This window comes from Enterococcus gilvus ATCC BAA-350, assembly GCF_000407545.1.
Taxonomy (GTDB): domain Bacteria; phylum Bacillota; class Bacilli; order Lactobacillales; family Enterococcaceae; genus Enterococcus_A; species Enterococcus_A gilvus.
The window spans coordinates 2,655,969-2,678,357 of record NZ_ASWH01000001.1 but is presented as its reverse complement, the minus strand read 5'-3'; the positions used below and the strand labels follow the sequence as shown (position 1 = coordinate 2,678,357).

At 44.4% G+C, this 22,389-nt stretch carries 10 protein-coding genes and 1 pseudogene; 10 read left to right on the top strand and 1 reads right to left on the bottom strand.

Translation table 11 applies throughout. The features are described from left to right. Nucleotides 1–6: 6 nt before the first annotated feature. From I592_RS13220 to I592_RS13175, 10 genes are all read left to right on the top strand, one after another. A complete protein-coding gene (locus I592_RS13220) occupies nucleotides 7–1,437 on the top strand; it encodes a 6-phospho-beta-glucosidase (RefSeq protein ID WP_010779691.1) in 1,431 nt (476 codons plus the stop codon). Between the two features lie 192 nt (nucleotides 1,438–1,629). Then, nucleotides 1,630–3,153: an AcpB/EbpR/MafR family transcriptional regulator gene (locus I592_RS13215; protein ID WP_010779692.1), complete on the top strand. Its 1,524-nt coding sequence runs from the start codon at nucleotides 1,630–1,632 to the stop codon at nucleotides 3,151–3,153. A 283-nt stretch (nucleotides 3,154–3,436) separates the two neighbouring features. Then, on the top strand, nucleotides 3,437–6,325 hold the full coding sequence (locus I592_RS13210; protein WP_010779693.1) for a vWA domain-containing protein: 2,889 nt from the start codon (nucleotides 3,437–3,439) through the stop codon (nucleotides 6,323–6,325). Between the two features lie 510 nt (nucleotides 6,326–6,835). Beyond that, a complete protein-coding gene (locus tag I592_RS13205; RefSeq protein WP_010779694.1) occupies nucleotides 6,836–10,054 on the top strand; it encodes a SpaA isopeptide-forming pilin-related protein in 3,219 nt (1,072 codons plus the stop codon). Nucleotides 10,055–10,691: 637 nt separating this feature from the next. Further along, nucleotides 10,692–12,185 (top strand): AcpB/EbpR/MafR family transcriptional regulator, encoded by a 1,494-nt coding sequence (locus tag I592_RS13200; protein ID WP_010779695.1) that lies wholly within the window; start codon nucleotides 10,692–10,694, stop codon nucleotides 12,183–12,185. 410 nt (nucleotides 12,186–12,595) lie between these two features. Further along, nucleotides 12,596–13,360, top strand: coding sequence for a pilin N-terminal domain-containing protein (locus I592_RS13195; protein ID WP_010779696.1), 765 nt, complete (start codon nucleotides 12,596–12,598; stop codon nucleotides 13,358–13,360). After that, complete coding sequence (locus I592_RS13190) at nucleotides 13,357–15,018, top strand: SpaH/EbpB family LPXTG-anchored major pilin (protein WP_010779697.1); 1,662 nt, start codon at nucleotides 13,357–13,359, stop codon at nucleotides 15,016–15,018. The genes I592_RS13195 and I592_RS13190 overlap by 4 nt, the downstream gene beginning before the upstream one ends. Nucleotides 15,019–15,481: 463 nt before the next feature. Then, nucleotides 15,482–19,327, top strand: a complete 3,846-nt coding sequence (locus tag I592_RS13185; RefSeq protein ID WP_010779698.1) for a SpaA isopeptide-forming pilin-related protein — start codon at nucleotides 15,482–15,484, stop codon at nucleotides 19,325–19,327. Next, complete coding sequence (locus I592_RS13180) at nucleotides 19,327–20,100, top strand: hypothetical protein (protein WP_010779699.1); 774 nt, start codon at nucleotides 19,327–19,329, stop codon at nucleotides 20,098–20,100. Before I592_RS13185 ends, I592_RS13180 begins: the two co-directional genes overlap by 1 nt. Further along, nucleotides 20,090–21,688, top strand: coding sequence for a SpaH/EbpB family LPXTG-anchored major pilin (locus I592_RS13175; protein ID WP_010779700.1), 1,599 nt, complete (start codon nucleotides 20,090–20,092; stop codon nucleotides 21,686–21,688). Before I592_RS13180 ends, I592_RS13175 begins: the two co-directional genes overlap by 11 nt. 158 nt (nucleotides 21,689–21,846) lie before the next feature. Here I592_RS13175 and I592_RS13170 read toward each other — a convergent pair. Then, nucleotides 21,847–22,329: pseudogene (locus I592_RS13170) on the bottom strand (DNA-3-methyladenine glycosylase I). Between the last annotated feature and the right edge of the window lie 60 nt (nucleotides 22,330–22,389).

Genomic DNA, 22,389 nt, shown 5'->3' with positions numbered 1-22,389 from the left:
GAAGCAATGGGATTTAGAAAAGACTTTTTATGGGGCGGCGCGACCGCTGCGAATCAATGTGAAGGCGGCTATAACGAAGGCGGACGCGGATTGGCAAACGTCGATTTGGCACCCGTTGGGAAAGATCGTTTCGGCGTGATCGCTGGTAAAACGAAAATGTTTGATTTTGATGACGAACATTTTTATCCAGCAAAAGAAGCCATCGATATGTACCACCATTGGAAAGAGGACATCGCCTTATTTGCTGAAATGGGCTTCAAAACCTACCGTTTATCTTTAGCATGGAGTCGGATCTTCCCGAAAGGCGACGAAAAAGAGCCGAATGAAGAAGGCTTGAAATTCTATGAAGATATTTTCAAGGAATGTAAAAAATATGGCATCGAACCATTGGTAACGATCACGCATTTTGACTGCCCGATGCATCTGGTAGAAAAATATGGCGCATGGCGCAGCCGTGAATTGGTCGGTTTCTATGAAAACTTGTGTAATGCTATCTTTACTCGCTACAAAGGATTGGTAAAATATTGGCTGACCTTCAACGAAATCAATATGATCTTGCATGCGCCGTTTATGGGTGCAGGTCTGTACTTTGAAGAAGGTGAAAATGTGGAGCAGGTGAAATACCAAGCGGCTCATCATGAGTTGGTTGCCTCTGCGATCGCAACGAAGATCGCTCATGAAGTTGATCCTGAAAACCAAGTTGGCTGTATGCTGGCGGCAGGTTCATACTATCCTTATACACCAAAACCAGAAGATGTCTGGGAAGGTCGTCAAGAAGAACGTCAAAACTACTTCTTTATTGATGTGCAATCTCGAGGAGAATACCCTGCTTATGCGCTGAAGGAAATGGCACGTAAAGGGATCGATGTGAAGATGGAAGAAGGCGACGCAGAGTTGCTGAAGGCACACACAGTCGACTTTATCTCCTTCTCTTACTACTCTTCTCGTGTTGCTACGACAGACCCAGAATTGTTGGAGCAAACAGCCGGAAATATCTTTGCTTCAGTGAAGAATCCTTATTTGGAATCAAGTGAATGGGGCTGGCAAATTGATCCATTGGGCTTACGTATCACTATGAATGACCTGTACGATCGTTACCAAAAACCATTATTCGTCGTCGAAAATGGGTTAGGTGCAGTGGATACTCCTGATGAGAACGGGTATGTAGTGGATGATTACCGCATCGATTATTTAGCGAAGCATATCGAAGCGATGAGAGACGCGGTTGATTTAGACGGTGTCGATCTCCTAGGCTACACGACTTGGGGCTGTATTGACTTGGTGTCGGCTGGAACCGGTGAAATGAAGAAACGCTACGGCTTCATTTACGTAGACCGCGACAACGAAGGCAACGGCACATTGAAACGCAGCAAGAAGAAATCCTTCGACTGGTACAAAAAAGTGATTGAAACCAACGGAGATGACTTAAGTAATTAATTTAGAAAAGAGATCTGCTGCGTGCAGGTCTTTTTTTTTGTCGAAAAATGTTTTTTTACTTTTTACTTGTTCTTAATTGTTATTCGATTTATTATTTTCATAGAGAATCATTTTCCGTAAATGTGATTTTGTGCAATGATCAAAAGAATCAGTTGAGGTGTCAGTAGTTGACTAAATCAGGAGGGGGTCATTATGGATTTTAGATCTATTTTAGGAACAAGTGATACTATGCGGTTGGAATTGGTAGAGAAGCTTTATTACCGCAGGGATGGGCTGTCCAGTGATGAATTACTGAGTGAACTGAATTGTTCACTGCCGATTTTGCTGAATGACATCGATTTGATCAACGAGCAGCACTCCTATTATTTGATTAACAAGGTGAAGGGGCTGTACCGCTTAGAGATCGATCCAAAGGTAAACCTGGGCAATATCTATGCAGACACCTTGAATCGAAGCTCAGAATTTCAAATCATCGAAGAATTATTATACGAGCGTTGTGACAGTATCACGTCGCTGTCCAAAAAATTGTATTTAAGTACTTCGAACACGCAACGAGCGTTGAAAAAAATTGAGAAGGCTTTGTCAGAGGCTGGGATGGAGCTTTGTTACCGTCCGCTGCGGATCGAAGGGCGAGAAGGAGAGATTCGCTCCTTTTATTTTCGGTTTTACAGCGAACGGCAGAATATGTTTGAAAGCACGCTGCCTAATTTAACGGCGGTGCAATACGATGTGATCAACAACTATGTTCAAGAGTTCGTCGAGGTGAATGATATTTGGCGGAAATATGTTTTCCAGAAATATTTGGTGTACAACATTTATATCAGCTTATGGAGGATAAAAAACAACCACCCGTTTCCAAAGGAAGAGCTGCGAACGAAGGGAATCAAATTGCCCTTTGGGGATTCGTATAAGGAACTAAAAAAAGTCGTCAGAGAAATCGTGGCGATGGATCTTCGTCCGTTTATTTTACAAGATTGTTTATGGGCGACCTTTTCGGATTCGATCGTATTCAGTATTCCTCATCGGGAGTTGGCGATGACGGACAATCCGAAATATCAGGAGCTGTTCATGCGGCATTATGAGCTGGTTCAGGACTATGACAAAATGTTGGGCTACCGCTTTTCTAAACAGGATAAGATCGATTTGACGACCGTTTTGTGCAATGATTTTTATTTGTATGATCCAGAGGGACAATTCATCGGGGTATTGTGGCGGAATCGTGCGGATTTCCTGATGGAAGTGGAGAAGATCTACAGTCGCGGATTCAATAAAGTCCGTCGATTAGTGGAACGGTTCGTAGAGAAATACCAGATGTTTCAAGAGAAGGATTTCGTTAAAAACTACAACTACCTGCTGATCACCATGGTCATCAATAGTATGGAATGGCTCGCGGAGCAAGACTATGCCTTGAAGGTATTGCTGCTATCGGATTTGTCGCCGACAGAGGAAAGCTTTTTAGCGAAGCAGATCAAGGAGTATGTTTTTGGAAATATCTCGATCGTTCATTTTGAACAATTGTCGGTAGGGACGGCTCAGCTGTTGGATGAATTGAGGCGCTATGATTGCTTGATCACCACAGGCTCTTCGGAAGGAATCCCAGAAGATTATCCGGTCGTCGTGATCGATCCCTTTTTGACGACTCAAAGCACGCGGCTGATTCAAAAAATGATCGGTGAAATTGCTGAAAAAAAAGATGCAGAATTGGCGAATAAATAACAAAATAAAAGAATTGCTTATTGGAAAAATCAACGGGAAATTGCCTCCGTTGATTTTTTTGTTTTAAAACTATTCACTGGATTAGAAAAAAAGTAAAAAAAAAAATACTCTTTCTTTTTCACAAAAAGAAGAAATAAAAATAATAAAACACCGTGTTTTTCGGTTTGCTTGATTCTATTGATTTCAGTCAACTTTAAATAACTTAAGAATTGTTTTTTACGGAAATTGACGATTTGGTATGCTATAGGGGCTAAATCTGCACTAGTTGAAGGAGATGTGAGAGATGGGAAAAAGCAAAGCGTTGATCGGATCATTGTTTCTTTTAGTCATCATCATCCTGAGTATCGTCGTTCCGACTATCACCGTCTTAGGGGAGACGGTGGCAACGGCAGAGGTGACGACGAAGACGACGGAAGAAATAACGACAAGCACGATGAAAGAAAAAACGAAAGAAACGACAAAAAAAACCACGGCGAAAGCCACTGAAAAGAAAGCGACAAAAGCATCAACAAAGAAGACGTCGGATCAACCGATGGTCAATGAGGCTAAACTGCCGCAGGGGCCTCAAATACCAACCCTTGGGAAAAGCTATGAACCTATTTATACGAATAAAAAACCGGATTATCAAACAGACGAGAAGGGAACCTATCCGACATTTGCGTGGCAGCCTGAGGGTCAAACGAATGTTTTGAATCATCAAGGGGGGATCAACGAGCAGACGGGTTGGGACAAGGTGACGTCGTGGAATGTTTTGGAGAATGATTATACGCACTCGTACATCAAATACGGAGCTGATGCAACGAATCCAGATGTTCAGTTACGGAAATATGCCCAGCAGACAGACCGCGAGGAAGAATTTAAAATCAAATTGAATGTTCGCGGGAATACGACGCAAAATGCTGGGGTGGACATCGTCTTCTTATTGGACAACTCTGACTCGATGAACAATACGGAAACTGGCGAACCACAGAATCGAAAAGCCTATGCGAACGAGGCATTGGATAAGATCATCACGGAATTAAAAAATGTTTACGCTTCTTCAGGAGAATCGATCCGGATCGGCGGGCACATTTTTTCTGACTATACCAAAAATGCTTGGGGGGATAAGCAGGGGCAGATCCCAACATTTCAATTGTCTAACAATGTAGCCGATTGGGATAAATTAAAAGCGGAATACGCACGGGCTTATTCACTGGGGGCGACCTTCACCCAGCGAGGCTTGACCGTAGCGAAAGATGTTTTTGATGCAGCACCGAACTCGGAAGGACGGCGTCAATTGTTGTTTGTTTTGACGGATGGCGCGCCGAATTTGAGCTGGACGACAAAGGATAAAGGAACACCGAACAAAGATATGTTCGTCGATCGCCTGCATTTTACTGATTTTAACAAGGGAACGAAGGGAAGCTACAACCCTGGGGATGTATTAGGGACCAAAAGCTATAAGACGACGATCATTCCTGCATACAATGGCGTGATCAACAGTCATATCACCACGACGAACTCGACAGCGATGGATATAAAAAATGCCGGAGTCGAGATCCATACGATCGCGATGCAGCTGACGGTCAATGTGAATGAGACGAATAAGCGGGAGGAGCTGCTGCGGGGGCTCTATAAAATGTCGACGAAGCGGGCCAATGGGAATCAAGATGCTGAGAAGGATACGGCAGAAGACTTTTTCTACTATTATGTTGAAAAAGGGGCAGATCTGACGGAGTATTTCAAGAGCTGGTACGAAACGGTCATTCGGACGGTCGATAAAGGGAAAATCGTTGATCCTTTGGGAGACATGGTGACGCTTGTGACGGAAGAAGGAAAGGCGCCGAAAGTCACGCAGGTAGCCAACGGTGCCGCGAAGATCGAGGATCTGCCAGTGATTTCCCATACGGCAGAGCAGATCAACGTGGACAATATCAATCTAAGCGGGGATCAGGAGATCGAAGTCGAATACACGGTTCGTTTGAAGAGTGATGACCCGTCATTTGTCTCGAATCTCTGGTACCCGACCAATAAGGAGACGACCCTACAGCCGCTGCCTGAACGGACGAATGATTTGCTGGAATTTGGGAGTCCATCTGTCAAATTACCAAAAGCGGAATTTCGCATTCCGGTGATGAAGGTCTGGAAGGATGACCTTCAAGGGGTAGAAAATTACTGGAAACTACGGCCAGATTCGATCACAGCGGTCCTCCAGCACTTGGAGGGGACGGATTGGAAAGAGGTCGAAAGGGTAGAATTAACTGAAGCAAATGACTGGAAAGCCCAATTTTCCCCTGTAGAAGGGGATGCCGACCAGCACTATCGGGTCATTGAGCCGACGCGAACCTCCGGGTACAAGCAAGCCGTTCTCAGTCAGGAGCAGTTTACTTCAGAGGACTTGAAGGCAGAGGGCCTCACGGTCACGAATGAGCTGTTACGTGGAAGCTACCGTTTTTGGAAATTCATGGAGGATGGGAAGACGCCTTTTACAAAGGACTTGCCGACATTTCAGGTGAAAACGGCGGCGGGGCGCCTCGTTGCGGAAAACCTGACACCTGATAAAAACGGCGCCGTTACGATCGAAGAACTTGCGCTTGGAGAGTATCTCGTGGAAGAGACGCATGTGCCCCAAGGATTCCAAAAGATGGCGCCTTTTACGCTCCATGTAACTGAAGATAAAACAGCGGAATCTTTGATCATCCAGGTCAATAATCAAACCGAAGAATACCACGCCATCAATGCGTTGGAAAATTTTGCATTACGTGTTGAAAAGATGGATGATGAGGGGAAATCACTTGCGGGAGCGAGCTTCAAGCTCACCGGTGAGGCCTATGAAGAAACGATTGTTGGCGGACCGGCATTTGATTTTTCTGACTTGCGTCCAGGGGATTATACGTTAACAGAAACGGTCTCTCCCGAAGGATACGAGGCCATAACGGAACCCATCCTGTTCACGATCCAGGTGGACGGTCGCGTGACTATCAAGGAACATCCGAATGTCGCTGGATCAGGAGGGATCAAGGAGACAGGCAATACGATCGCTCTAGAGGTAACAAATAAAAAGATCCGGCCGGGTGCTTTACCGAATACCGGGGGGATCGGCTTGCGGAATTTCTATTTGTTGGCAGGGATTTTCGTAAGTATGGGTGTCTTCTTGAGCAGCGTATGCGTGTATCATAGTCGAAAACCTTAAATAGATAGAAACATGTTTTATAGCCGAATGGCCTTCTCATGCAGCAGTTGAGAAGATCACTCGGCTTTTTTGTGTTTAAAAGGGAGATAGAAACGTTATTTATTAAAGGTGATTTCGCAAAAAGTAGTCGTGTGAAGTTGTTTGTTGAGAGGAGGTTTGCAGGGGCGGAGAGGAGAAGATATTCAAAAGGTTTAATGTGATTATTTAAAATGAACATTAATTAACTTTAAAAGAATTAAACCAAACGAACTAAATAACAAAATGAATAAAATGAGTACAGGGCTTTGTCCTTCTAGATTTAGGTAAAATAACTTTATTTTTCAGAAAACGGCGCCATGAAAAAAATTCTTAATCTGCTATTCTAGAGGTTCTAATAAGGAATAAATAATAAAAGACTGGCGTAGGAAACAAAAAAATAATTCACTCGTTTCTTATCAAATCGCTTCAGGTTGAAGCAGTTTCGCACAGTAAACTCGGGGGTTGACGAATGGAGAAAGGGAGAGAGAGTGTATGAAAAAGACAAACATAGTTATTTTTTTAATGTTGCTTTTTTCGATTATCGCTGAGGCGGCAGTGACTGTCGTCTCGGTTCATGCAGAAGCAAAGGATATTCAGTTGGTGGATGAGAAGTGGTTGGACCTCTCATATACATATGAAAAGGAGGGAGAGAGCAATCAATGGGTCGTGTCCTATGAGCATCAAAGTGAGGAAAAGGATGCGCCGCGCCGCATGAAATTTCGGGTGACGGATGAGAAAGATCAAGTGATCGAGTATCCGAAACACGAAACGATGACAGAAAAAGAGGGGTGGCTGATCGAAGAGAACTTCTCAGAAAAAAGTGATGGGCGGTTGGTGCTGGAAGTGCCTAGAGCGATCAATGCCCTGCATTTGTATGTCCAAATGGATCAGCAGTCAGAACCGGCGAAGGACGGAGATGCACCAAAGATCCATGAAAATATCGTAGAAAGACAAGCGCCGTTTGCTCTTGAACGGACCAACAAGGCAACGAAGAAGGTAACAAAAGCATCTACCGAAACGGAGCAATCGACAGACGAACGGATCGGGCCCAAAAAGGAAAACACGCCGATGGCTGCAACGGCATCAGCAGCACAACCCTATGGGACCAGCCGTATGTACAATCAATTGTATACGAACAAAGAAACGAAGTATAAACACGATGCCGGGACCTATCCTGAATTTTCTTGGCAGCCGACGGGGCAGACGAATGTTATTAATCACCAAGGGGGCGTAGCCGGACAAACGGGGTGGGACGGCGTAAAAAACTGGAATGTCGCCAATGATACCTACAGCAATTCCTATATTAAATATGGGGGAGAGGCAACAAAACCCAATTTTCTCTTGCGGAAGTACGCGCAGGAAACCAGTGAACCCGACGAGTTTAAAATCAAATTGAATGTTCGAGGGAATACCACCTACAAGCCCGGCGTGGATATCGTCTTTCTTTTAGACAATACTGGTTCAATGGCTGGAGCTAAAAAGAAGCAGAGCGCGGATGCGATGCAGAAGATCGTCGATAAATTGCAGGAAATCTCGGGGGGCGATGCGAACTCGATCCGTGTAGGCGGACATATCTTCGCTTCCTACAATAAAAGTATTGAAGGTCAATGGGGCTGGACGAGAACCAAGACCCATCATAAATTGTCCAACAAACCCTCCGATTGGCAAAACATGGTGAAGGTGTACCGGAACTTGACGCCTGCGGGGATGACCTTTACTCAACGTGGATTGCAGGAGGCGGAAGACATTTTTAACGCATCGGGATCAAGCCTTGGTGAGGACCGGTACAAGCTGCTGTTTGTTTTGACGGATGGGGCGCCCAATATAAGCTGGAAGCCGACAAGTGCGGTACGCGAACCTTCGATGTTTTATGATCAGACCTTGATCACCGGCTTTGATAGCGGGTATGCACCGAATTACAATGGCGAGCATACCTTTGAGGGAACAGGTATCAATACGAAATTCGCCAAAAATTTCCTAGTAAACGGGCAGCCGATCACTAGTCACTTAACGACCACCAATTCAACGGCCTACAAATTAAAAAATTCCGGAATAGAGATCCATAGTTTGGCGGTCCAGATCCGATCAACAGGAGATGGGGATCATCCCGCGGCGACGCTATTAGAAGGAATGTACAAAATGGCGACGAAAAAGGCCAATGCGAAGACTGATACACAAAACGATTACTTTTTCTACCATGCGAAAAATGACACGGGGAGTTTGACCGAGTATGTCAAGTCGTGGTACGACACGATCATTCGGACGGTTGATAAGGGGATCGTACTTGACCCCTTAGGCGACATGGTCGAACTTGTCACAACAAATGGGAAAGCGCCAAAGGTCAAGCAGGTGAGCAATAGTGCACCGGTAATCGCCCAAGAGGATATGGCGAGAGTCAAATCAACCAATAATAACCGTCAAATTGAACTAGAAAACATCAACCTGACTCAAAACCAAGAGATCGAGTTGGAATACACGGTCAAATTAAAGACGAATGACAGCAACTTTGTTTCGAATCACTGGTATCCGGCCAATAACAAGACCATGCTGTACCCGACACCTGAACGGACAAATGATGAAATGGAATTCGGGCGTCCGTCTGTAAGGCTCCAAAAGGATGAATTTGTGATCCCAGTGGAGAAAATCTGGTCAGACAAGCTGGCGACAGAAACAGACAATTATTGGGGCATGCGGGGATCAAAAGTGACGGCGAAGCTTCAGCGGCTGGCGGGATCAACGTGGACCGATGTCCAATCGCTGACGTTGAATGCGGCGAACCAATGGAAAGGAACCTTCTCACCTGTCGACGGCAGTTCGGGGAATACTTACCGTGTCGTGGAACCCACACGAACGAATGGGTACAAGAAGGCCAGTCTGAATCAAGGGATCTTCACTTCTGATACTATGCCTAATGGCGGGATCAAAATCACCAATGAGCTGCTGCGAGGGGACTATTCATTCTGGAAGGTCATGGGGGACGGAAAGACACCGTTTACCACCGATCTGCCGAAATTTAAGGTGACCCGCAGCGATGGAAAAGTGCTGGCGGAAAATCTTGCTCCAGAAGCAGGAACAGGAAAAGTGACGATCAAAAACATGCCGATCGGAACTTATACGGTAGAGGAAACATATGTGCCAAAGGGCTTCCAGAAGATGGCGAAGTTTACCATTGAAGCGACAGAAAACAACAGCAGTGCACCTAGCTCGGTGGTCTTCAAGGTAAATGGCAGCACAGGGAAGCACGCGGTTCGGAATCAATTAACGGACTTTTCTCTGATCGTTGAGAAGGTCGATGACCATGATGCGTGGATCTCGGGAGCGACCTTCAAATTAACAGGTCCCAATTATAATGAAACGATCGCTGGCGGCCCGATCTTTGATTTTATGCTCTTGCAGCCAGGGAAATACACATTGACTGAAACGGATAGTCCGAACGGCTATGGAATGCTCACTACGCCGATCACATTTGAGATCAAAGAAGATGGGAAATGTGTAATCGATGACCATGGGAATGTGACGGAGTCCTCCATCACGATCAATGATGAGAATGCGATCTATTTGAAGGTACTGAACAAAAAAGTCCGCACTGGAGTATTGCCTCAAACCGGAGCATTCGGGGTTCAAGGACTCACGTTGATAGCGGGGACGCTCGTTCTTGGAGGCGTAATGCTGGGTATCTTATCCTTGTATCTTAATAGAAGTAAGAAGTAATTTTTAGCTAAATAGCTAGTTCTAAGAGCCTGACAGCGTCTGCGTTGTTAGACTCTTTTTTTTTAAACAATTTGAAAGAAAATGATTCAAATTTTTTATTTAGTTTCTTTAATTTGAGTATTTATAAAGTTTATCACTTATAAAGAAAACGAAATAAATAACGGAGTCTTATTTATAAGTTATTAAATTACGGGTCCTCTGCGCTTTATAATAACTATACACAAAAAAATAATAGAAAAGCGTCAAAAAATAAGATTCGCTATCATGTAGATATAAGGAAGAACAGTTAAATTTTTGGGTCATTCTTGATGAAAATTTGGAAAAAATAAGACAATTCCTTTTAACAGCCTAACTTTTTTAAAAATTATAAATACATCGGGTTGTTTTAGGAAAGCGCTTTAAAACGGTCATAGGGCAGGAGGGAAACGAACCAAAACAGTTCATACGATCCGAAAATTACGCGTGTGATTTTTTAGCAGAGCCACTTTGAGGTATGGGTATCTCAAGCAATGAGAATAAGCGTGCCGCAGGTAATAAAAATTCGTCCGGTGCGTGAGGGATGTGTTGGTACAAAGGCCTGATCTGATGATTTTAGGAACAGCGCTAGTTTAAGAGGGGTAAAAAAGGGGATGTAGAGATGGATTTTAGAGAGGTTTTAGGAACAAGCAGCTTACGACGTCTGCGCTTTGTTGAATTATTGTATGCAAGTCAGGTGGGCTTGCCGAGCGATCAGCTGCTTGAGGAATTGGAGTGTTCGCTGCCTATTCTATTGAAGGACGTCAAGTTGATCAATGACGATCAGGACGATTTTCATATTGAAAAGTTTAAGGGATTGTACCAAATTCAAGTAAAACCACATGTAAGCATCAATCGCTTATATGCAGATGTGCTGCAGCAGTCACCTGAGTTTCAGATCATTGAAGAATTGTTGTATGAAAAATGTTCAAGTATCAGCGATTTGGCGGATAAATTGTATTTGAGCGCGTCCAATACGCAGCGCTATTTGAAAAAAATTGAGACCGCGTTGAAAAAAGCGGGGATCAAGCTGGATTATCGGCCGTTGCGGATCGAAGGAAAAGAGAGCTGTATCCGACACTTTTATTACCGCTATTTTCTGGAAAAATCGGACCGCTTAGAGTCGTTATTTGTTGACTTGAAGGGGCATCAAATCAAAGCGATCACGGATCTGGTGGATCAATTTATCCAAGTCAATCATTTGGAAAATCGCCATATTTTTCGGAAACGTCTAAGCTATAACATTTATATCAGCTTGTGGCGGATCAAAAATGGGCGCCATTATCCAAAATGCGACTTGATCAGTCCCTTGAGTCTGCCGGATGTGGAGACGTTAGAGGCGTTTGAGCGAATGGCGGTAGAGGTATTTAGGATTCGACTGACGGATGAGGACATCAAGGATTGTCTGTGGCTGTCGTATGCGGACATGCTGATCTTCAGCGAGGATCAATGGAAATCCGCGATGAAGCAAAGCCGTACGTATCGCGACCTGTATCAAAAACATTTTGAGCTGGTGGAGGAATTCAACAACTTGATCGGCCGTTCGCTGGATGAGCTGGAGCGGAGTGAATTGGCGATCGTCTTAGTGAATGACCAGCGGATGTATTCAACCAAAGGGAAATATATCGATATTCTGTACCGGCAGCGGGGGATTTTTTTAGAAAAAATGATGGAGACGCATTACCAGGCAGTAAAAAAAGTGTTGCGGATCGCAGAAGCCTTCGTGAAGAAATACCGGATCTATCAGGAGAATGATTTTGTCTGGAACTATGCTTACCTCTTGATCACGATGGTGCCGCAAAGCTTGAATTTGCTGGCTACGAATGATCATGTGTTGAAGATCTTGTTGCTGTCTGAGCTGTCGCCGACGGAGGAATCGTTTTTGGCTGAACAGATCGAAGAAAGGATCTACGGCAATTTTAAGATCCACTTTGTTGAAGAACGAGCGCGGGATGCTCGGATCGACCGGCATGAACTGCTCAAATACGATGCGTTGATCACCTCCAGCAGTGTGGAGGAAGTCCCCTATGATTATCCGACGGTGATCATCGACCCTTTTTTGACGAGTCAAAACATCGTCCAGCTCCAACAGCTGATCAGCGACTTGTCGGGATAAGGTGCACCTGTCAAGGGAAGCTTTTTGCGAGAAAGAGAAAACCAAATGACTGTAATTAATTTAAAGAAATGAGTTTTACTATTTGAAATAAAAAATTAAATAAATGAGTATAATAACTGATTTAACAAGGGCTAATGTATAAATAATAGATTGTTAACGGATATATAATAACTAAAAAAGAGAAAAAAAGTAAAAAGCGAAGAAAAATAATATCAGTTACTATGATGATGGATCAAAAAAAGGTCAGTATCTTGAGTGGAAGGAGGAATACTTGAAATGTGAGTGTATTGAAAAATACAAACATATCAATGCTGGTGAATCAGCTATCAAAAGCGCCAATCGCCTGATAACAAGTTTTTGATACGTAAAAATCAGCAGTCACTTATTCCGCTATAGAAGGGGGGCTGGAAATGGGAAAAAGAATTTCCTTCATAGTATGTCTGCTTCTAGGAATTTGTTGTTTTGGTATGACGGGTTTTGCGGCAGATGAACCAGATGAGCAAGTGGAGTTATGGATTCATACTTGGGGAGAAGATGGAAAGCAGGTCGAAGGAACACAAGGGTTGACGTTTGATGTGTATGATGTGACTCAATGGCGGAATAAGCGTGAGGGGGACGAAAAAGAGGACATAGAATATTTGCGGAATACGCACGCGACGAAAGAGAAGATGCAAAAATTTATCCAAGACGAGGGATTTAAAAAATGGAATGACTCAGAATTGGGCGTTGACGGCAGCGGGAATGTCTCATTCGATGTTCCGCGATACCAAGCTGGGAAGGATGCCGCCTATTTGATCTTGGCGAGTGGTGAAACAGGAAAATACCACATGACGCCGATCATTTTATACCTGCCTCAGAAACATCCCGAGACAGACGAGGAGGCAAAACGGCTGCTGATCTATGGAAAATACCAAGACATCAGCAAGCCGCCGATCCTCTCTTCTTCAGAACCGGAGCCGACCTCGGAGCCGGAACCAAGTGAGAGTTCCAGTGAGCCACTAATGGCTGAAACACCAAAACCATCTGATCAAAGTTTCACCGAACGAATGGCGAAAAAGTTCCCGGCCACCAATGATACCGTTCAAAATTATACTATTTTGGGAATGTTGTTCGTTCTTGTCGGCCTAATAGGAATTAGAAAAATGCAAAAGAAAACCAAGGGGGAAAAGAGATGAAAGCAAGAGGTAAAGTAATCAGTTTAGTGACCGCTATCCTTTGTTTAGTGCCGCTGTTTGTCGGCGCACTGGGATTTGGCGATCAGGCATCTGCAGCGATCGAAATGGTCAATGTAACGTTGCACAAGAAAAAAATGGATGACTTCCCGATCGGCGGTATTCAGAATGACGGGAAAGAAATGGCGGATGAATTCGATAAATACGAACCGTTGGAAGGCGTGACATTTTCAGCGTACGATATTACAGATGATTTTTATACCGCATTGGACAAGGAATTAAAAGGCGATGAAGACCCTGATGCGTATAAAGCAGTCGTGAAAAAAGTCATGGAGGGCTTCAAATTTTCTGATATCAAAATCAAAAATAAACTAGATTCACAATCGACAGATGATAGAGGGGAAGCAAAATTTAATTTACCAGATCGTAACAATAAAGGGATCTATCGCGTGTATTTCTTCGATGAAGAAGATGTGCCAGAAAAACAAAAATTTAGTCAACCCGTTATCTTGATGTTGCCATTCGTTCACCCAGAAGATGGCGAATTGCACGACGTCCACCTTTACCCGAAAAACAAAGTAGGGGGCGAAGTGAAGAAAGAATTAGTGAATGACGATTTAAGTGTCCCTGGTGAAAACGATGAAGAGCTTTATGATTATGAAGTTGGAAAGCAAATCAAATACAAAGCAACCTTCCAAATTCCTCACCAAATCGGTGAAAATGTAAAAGAAGGTACTAAAGAAAGAACACGTTACAGTCAATTGATCTTCAAGGATGAACTTAGTGCGATCGGTACGAAATTTGCGGGGATCGAAAAGATGGTGGCTGTAAACAAAGACGGACAAAAACAGGAAATCGTCGTAAAAGATTTCTTGAACTTTGCTGATAAAAACGGAACGTTCACAAACCATGTGAGCCAAACGTACGATAAAAGCAAAAAAGCCGGCTTTGAATTGAAGATGAAATTAAATGATAAATTTGCAACATCAAGTGATTACACAACATCTAGAGCAACAGCAGATTACTTAGCTAAATACGCAGGGCAAACGCTTGAGATCTACTACGGCGTCTTGCTGACAGAAGATACGCCAGTCGATGTAGACATCAACAATGATTTCACTGTTCGTTTAAAACAAGGCAGCGGCCAAGATGAAGAAGTTCAGACAGTGACAGACAAACCAATCGTAACGACAGGTGGGAAGAAATTCTTCAAGCATGAATCAAATAAACCTGAACAAGGATTAGGCGGAGCGAAATTCATCCTGATTCGTAAAGAAGATGGCAAATACTTGAAGAAACCTGCGGGCAATGTTCGTACATGGGCAGCACCATCAGCAGGCAAATATCCTGATGCAGTAGAATTTATTTCAGGAGACGATGGGAAATTTGAGATCATCGGGGTCGAATTTGGTGAGTATCAATTAGTCGAAATCGAAGCACCAAAAGGCTTCCAAAAGTTGGATGCTCCTCATGACTTTGATATTTCAAAAGGCTCTTATGAAGGCGATTATGATTCATTAAAAGAAGACATCGAGAATGCCACTCAAGGCGGCTTCTTACCATCAACTGGTGGCGCTGGGATCGCAGCATTCCTAGTGATCGGGTTGAGCTTGATGGGTGTAGCGATCGTTCGTTACCGCAAAACACAACACGCAGCCTAACAGAATAATACAACTGATTTTAAGATGAGGTGCTCTTGCCTCATCTTTTTTTTGTGTTTAAAAAGCAGGGGAAAGGACAGGCTGTCAACCGTGACTTATCTTTGAACAAATAAGCTGAAAATCAGTGAAGACAGCGGGGAAAAGGAACGTCTTTCCCCGCTTTTTATAGGGAAAGGACCTGGAAATAAAAATTTCTAGGTTTTTTTTGTGCTTTTTTGGAATAATTCTAAACGTGAAAAAAATTTTCGACATTCAAACTTTATTATTCTTTATTTCAAATTAAGTAATTGGTTGGGATAACATTAAAAAATACAAAAAGACGTAAAACAACAATAAAATATCTATTTTGAATAACTAAAAAATATAAAAAAACATAATAAGCGAATAAAAATGATATCAGTTATTATGTTGGTACGTGGAAGGGAGAGTGGGTGAAAAATTTTTGAAAGGAGGAAATCATGTAATGAGAAAGAAACACTTACTCATGTTAATTGTTCTGCTGTTTTCTTTTATTGCTGAGACGATCCCGTCACTGGTGACCGCGCATGCTGAAACAACGAAGACGTCGCTGATCGATGAGAAATTCCTGTCGGTCGCCTATGAATGCGAGCCACAGGATGACACCAATCGTTGGCGCATCACCTTCGATAGGCGAAGCCAAGACAAAACGAGCGACCAACGTCTCAAAATGAAAGTATCCAATGAGAAAGGAAATGTGATAACCTATCCGACAATAAAAGGCATGAATGAAAAAGATGGATGGCTGATAGAAAAAGAATTTTCGTCATCCATGGAAGGACAGCTCGTTTTTGAATTGCCCAAAACGGTTCAAAAACTCTATTTAGATGTGCAAATGGATGAGCAGACCCTTTCCCAATCAACAAAAGAGCAGACGGCGAAAATACAAGAAAATATCTTGGATAGCGACGAGCCTTTTGTGTTGAAGGCAAACACCGAGAAACGTACATCGAAAAAAACAGCACAGACTTCGGAGAGCCAAAAAGAAGTCAAAGCAAGCGCGGAAGAAGTTATTGGTCCAAAACCGGAAGACACGGTGCCAGTGCCGGCAACGGCGGTCCCTGCCAACGGGCTGCTTCGAATGGACCCGCCGAAATATACCAACAAGAAACCGGTCTATATCGACGACGATGGCCTCTATCCAAATTGTTACTGGACGCCGACTGGGCAATCCAATGTCCGCAATCATCAAGGCGGGTATGAAAAGGACAGCGGCTGGGATGGTCTGACGAGCTGGGATGTTTCGTCGGATGACCGCACGAAATCGTATATCACATACGGTGTGGAAAGAACCAAGCCTAATATTTCGATGCGCAAATATGCGAGTGAAACATCTAAAGAAGACGAATTCAACGTCCGTCTGAATGTTCGCGGGAGCACCATTCCGAAGCCAGGGGTAGATGTTTGTTTTGTGCTGGATAATTCCTCATCAATGAAGGAACCAAAAGGAAATATCGGTGGCATGACGAGAAAGCGACTGGCAGTCAATTCGCTGCAAAAGCTGGTGGATAAATTCAGATCCGCAAATCCTGAAACAGACAGTCTACGGATCGGCGGAATCGTTTATTCCTCTTCTGAAGGCTATGGCTTTTCAAACGAGACGGTGCCGATGTCGAGTAACGAGAACAATTGGAACAACTTGGTAAGAACTTACAGTAATTCTGAACCTTATGGGAATACTTATACTCAAAAGGCACTGATGAATGCCCAGACAATGTTGAACAACGCCAGCGGTACCAATCGCCGGAAAGTGATTTTTCTATTGACCGATGGGACGCCTAACTACAGTGCGGTCCCCCTCAATGCAGTGTCGGATCCTTCGATCTATTATGACGGTCTGAGAATCACGAGTTACGGCAGTATCGCTACTGGAAGTGACCTGGACTCTAAGGGACCATGGGACAGTTACTCACCGACGAAGATCTCTTATGGGTATCAAATGAGGGATGGGCATTGTCTCTATAGTCATTTGACACCTGTCAATTCAACCGCGGCAGACATCAAAGAACAGGGGATGGAAATCAATACGATCGCGATCAATATCAAAGCGAACGTCATTCCCGAAGAACGTCATACGACGGATGAATTGATCACGGGGCTGTACCGCATTGCGTCGAAAAAGGCGAATGCGACAGGAAATTCCCAAAACGATTATCAATTCTATCATGCGAATACGGCAGGAGACTTTGATATTTCCTTCGATGATTGGTTCACGTCAGTCATTCAAACAGTCGATAAAGGAAAGATCGAAGACCCGATCGGTGAGATGTTTGAATTAGTGGGGACACCGACGATCAAAGAAATCAAAAAATCGGGTGTGCCTGCGATCGAAACAAACAAATTGCCGACGAATCCAAAGGTTGAGAACCGAACGATCAAGGTCAACAATATCAATCTTTACGGGCAGCAAGAGGTCCAACTGGAGTACAAGGTCCGGCTGAAAACGGATCACAAGGATTATGAAGACAACATCTGGTACCAAACAAATGGAAAAACAACACTCGAACCGACACCAGAGCGGACAAACGATGTCCTTGAATTTGGGGTGCCTTCTGTTCGGAAAAAGAGCAAAAAAATCTGTATCCCGGTCGAAAAGATCTGGTCAGATAAACAAAAGGGATCGGAAAACTATTGGGGTTATAGAGCCGGTTCTGTGAACGTGGTATTGCAACGAAAAAGTGGGAATACATGGGTAGATGTTGAGACGAAGACATTGACTGGGGCAACGAACTGGAAGGCGATGTTTGAAGCAGACGGCGGTACACGCGTCTACAGAGTTCTCGAGCTGTCACGAACATCCGGGTATGCCAAACCAGCAGCCAACGTCGATGAATTTACCGAGAAAACATTGCCGAGCAAAGGAGTTCTCATCACCAATAAATTGCTGACGGGAAAGGCAGTTATTTGCAAGTACAAAGAAGATGGCAAAACACCGTTTAGCAGCGACAAGCCGAAATTCTCGGTGCGGCGCAAGTCAGACGGCAAGGTGCTGGCGACCGATCTTGAGCCAGATACGGATGGTCAAGTAACGATCGAAGGGATTCCGATGGGGGATTTCATCGTCGAAGAGTCCTATGTACCAAAGGGCTATGCCAAGATGGAGAACATCGAACTCAAAGCGGTGGAAACCAGTGCGGGCAAGGACTTGACGATCACACTGAATGGAAAATCGTCTCCTTACAAGGTCATCAACAAATTAGCAAAAGATCTAGAGATTCCAGTGGAAAAAATCTGGTCAGACAAAGTACAAGGAACCGACAATTATTGGGGTCTGCGCCAAATGTACATCCGAGTGAATCTGCAACGGAAAAATGGCAGTTCGTGGGAACAGGTGGAGCAAAAGATCTTAACGACGCCAAATGCCTGGAAGGAAACCTTCAAGAATCTAGAAGGGGGAGCGACGGTCTATCGAGTTGTTGAAGAAACGCGGGCACCAGGGTATGCCAAGCCGACCTACAACTACACCGACAGCTTTACCGCGGCGACATTGCCGGCAGGCGGTATCAAATTAACGAACAAATTGCTGACGGGCACGGCTGTGATCAACAAGTACAAAGAAGACGGCAAGACACCGTTTAGCGGCGACAAGCCGAAATTCTCTGTGAAACGCAAATCAGACGGCAAAGTATTGGCGACTGATCTCGAACCAAACGCGAGTGGTGAGGTAACCATCAGCAACATTCCGGTGGGGGACTTCATCGTCGAAGAATCGTATGTGCCGGCAGGGTATGAAAAAATGGCAGATATCGACCTTCGCGCGGTGGAAAACACAGCGGGCACGGCGGTAACGATCACGTTAAATGGCAAAGCGTCGCCATATAAAGTCACAAACAAGCTGGCTGACTTTACCTTGAAGATCAAGAAAGTCGATCAAGCAGGGAACGTTCTTCGCGGAGCAAGCTTCAGATTGATCGGAAACAGCTATGATCAGACCAAAGCGGACGGGCCGTATTTTGACTTTACCGGATTGCGGCCAGGGGAATACAGTCTCTCGGAAACGGTCGTTCCGACGGGGTACCAAGGAATGAGCGGCACCGTGAGGATCAGTATCTCACAGACTGGAAATGTCACTGTCCAATCAAATCCGAATGTCAGCGGCACAGGCGGCATCGGCAATACCAACCTTATTCAACTGACTGTCACAAACAAGAAGCGCGGCGCAGGACCGATGCCAAGTACTGGCGGATCGGGCACGGCGATGTTCTTCAAAGTAGCAATCGGGGTTATTTCAACAGCGGGAGGACTGCTAGGCAGCCTCTACTGGCTTCACACTAAGAGGAGGGGATCGTAATGAAAAAAATGATTCTGCTCTTGGGACTGATTCTGGGGATTTGTAACATGGGGGTTACTGCTTTTGCAGAGGAAGGTCAAGTGGAAGTACAGATCAATACACGAGACGAAAAAGGCTTCGCCTATGAAGGGACCGAGGGCATCACGTTGGATGTTTACGACCTGACCGAATGGCGCAGCAAACGAGCAAGTAGTGAAAAAGATGATAAAAGATACATCTTAGATACGTATTCGTCGAAAGAAAAATTGCAGGCATTTGTGAAGGACGAGGCGCTGCGCAAAATCAATGGCGCATCACTCGGACTCGATGATGCCGGGAGCACCACGCTCCAGCTTCCGCGTTTCCAAAACGATAAAGACGCGGCGTATTTGATCCTTTCCTCTGGTGAAACAGGGAAGTATCACATGCTGCCGATCATCGTTTATCTGCCGCAGCGAATAGCTGATTCGACAGTGGAATACGGACACTTGCTCTTTAACTGCAAGTACGACGAGATACCGACGACACCAACAACAGAACCAACGACAACAGAACCAACAACGACGACACCAACGACACCGACAGAACCGCCGGTAACAGATAGCTCAGGACCAAGGAAAATACCAGTTGATCCACCAAGTGATGGAGGGGAGGGACCGAAACGTTATCCAGGAAAGGAACTTCCTTCTACAAATGAGTTGATTCGAAATTATTGCTTTCTAGGGTTGTTGCTAATGGCTGTTGGGTTGTTTGGATTAAACAAAAACAAGGGGGAAAAAAACAATGAAAAATAAGAAAAAATGGGTTGCGATCTTGACCGCATTGGTCTGCATGGTTCCGTTACTAGCAGGGGTGCTAGGCGGAGGAGACAGCGCACATGCCGCAGATTCAGTCAATGTGACGTTACACAAGAAAAAAATGGACGAGTTTCCAAATAGCAGTCTTGAAAATACCGGGAAAGAAATGAGCGAATTTGATCGCTACGAAGGCTTACAGGGCGTGACTTTCTCAGCATGGGACATCACGGAAGATTTCTACAGCGAATTAGACGCGACATTAGATGGAACAGAGACCGACGCAGAATACAATGCCAAAGCAAAATTAATCATGGATCAGTTTGACTTGACGAACGCAGCCAATGCGACCCAAGTCGGCTCTGACCAAACAACAGATGCAAATGGGGAAGCGAATTTTGCCAACCTGCCAGCGAAAAATGCTGATGGTTCGTACAAAGTTTATTACTTTGAAGAGCATGCACAAACAGGCGTTGTGATCGGTTCGTACAAACTGATCTTGATGTTGCCAATGAAAGACGGCAATACTGAATTGACGAACATCCACTTGTATCCAAAAAACAAAGTAGAAACTGAAAAACCTAAAAAAGAATTAGTAGATGAAAACGGTGATCCATTGCCGCCACGTCCAAATGGCGCTTACGACTATGAAGTAGGTCAAGAAATCTATTACCGTGCTACGTTCCAAATTCCTAGCCAAATCGGCGACATCTTGTCGAACGGTACGCCTCGCTACAGCAAATTGGCCTTCAGCGATGCTGTGGACCAAACAGGTGTGAAATTTGAAGAGATCAGTCAAATCACCATGAATGGCGCACCGATCAATGCCGCAGAATTCTTAGGAGCACCGTATGCGACAACGACCTATACAAATGATGGGGCAGATTTCTCTGGCTATGCTGGCTTCGACGTGTCAATGAACTTGGATGGTACAGCAGGTGCAGCGACGGCGAACTACTTGAGTCAATACGCTGGTCAAATGATGACGATCTACTACACGGTTTCATTCACCGAAGAAACACCTGTAGACTTGGATATCAACAATGAATTCACTGTTACGATGAACCACGACGGCGGATCAGACGAAGTGAAGACAAATGACCCAGTCGTTCCTCCAATCACAACAGGCGGGAAGAAATTCTTCAAATACACAGACGGTTCTTCAAAAGAAGCATTGCCAGGTGCTGAGTTCGTTGTGATCCGTGAAATCAACGGAGTCGATCACTACCTGACAGCCGATGCAACGTCTATGACTTGGACAGCAGTCGGTGCAAACGAAGATTACGCAACTGCAACAAAATATGTTTCCGGCGCAGATGGACGTTTCCAAGTAACAGGTCTTGAATACGGCACATACTACCTACGTGAAACAAAAGCACCAAATGGCTACTCTAAATTACAAAACGACGTAGAATTCACTGTTGCGAGAGGTTCATTCAACGCAGCAGCACAAGAAATCGAAAACGTGACAAAAGGCGGCTCGCTACCATCAACTGGTGGGATGGGGATCATTGCCTTCATCGTGATCGGTCTTGGCTTGATGGGCGCAGCGATCGTTCGCTACCGTCGTGTACAATTTGAAGCATAAGTAAAAGAAACGAGCAGAAGGCGAGGGCCCTCTGCTCGTTTTTTATTGTGGTGGGAGTTATTAGATGAGCGAGAATGATCATAAAAGAATTCGCGAGACTACGAGAAAAAAGCTGCCTACCAGCGATAGCGTAGCTTATAACTTCATAGTGGGAAAAATTATTTTTTTAAACAGCCATCTAGGTGGTCATTCACTATACCAACAGACTGCATGAAGGCATACATTGTCGTTGCTCCAAGAAATTTAAAGCCTTTTTTCTTTAGATCCTTGCTGAGTTTATCCGATAAATCTGTCGAAGTCGGGACTTTGTCTATGGTGGTCCAATGATTCATAAGAAGTTCATTGCCTACAAAAGACCAAATATACGAATCAAAACGCCCATATGCTTTTTGAGTGACCATGAAAGCCTTGGCATTGCTGATGGCGGCGTTAATTTTTAATTTATTTCGGATCACACCAGGATTGTTTAGCAATTCGTCAATTTTAGCATCTGAGTAGGTAGCAATCAAGGTGTAATCAAATTCGTCATACGCGTTACTCAATGTTGAACGTTTGGCTAAAATCATCGCCCAACTAAGCCCTGCCTATATACTCTCTAAAAGAAGAAACTCGAACAATGTACGATCATCATGCACGGGGATTCCCCATTCGGTATCGTGATATTTTTTTCTAACTCATTACTATTGGCCTAGTCACAAAGT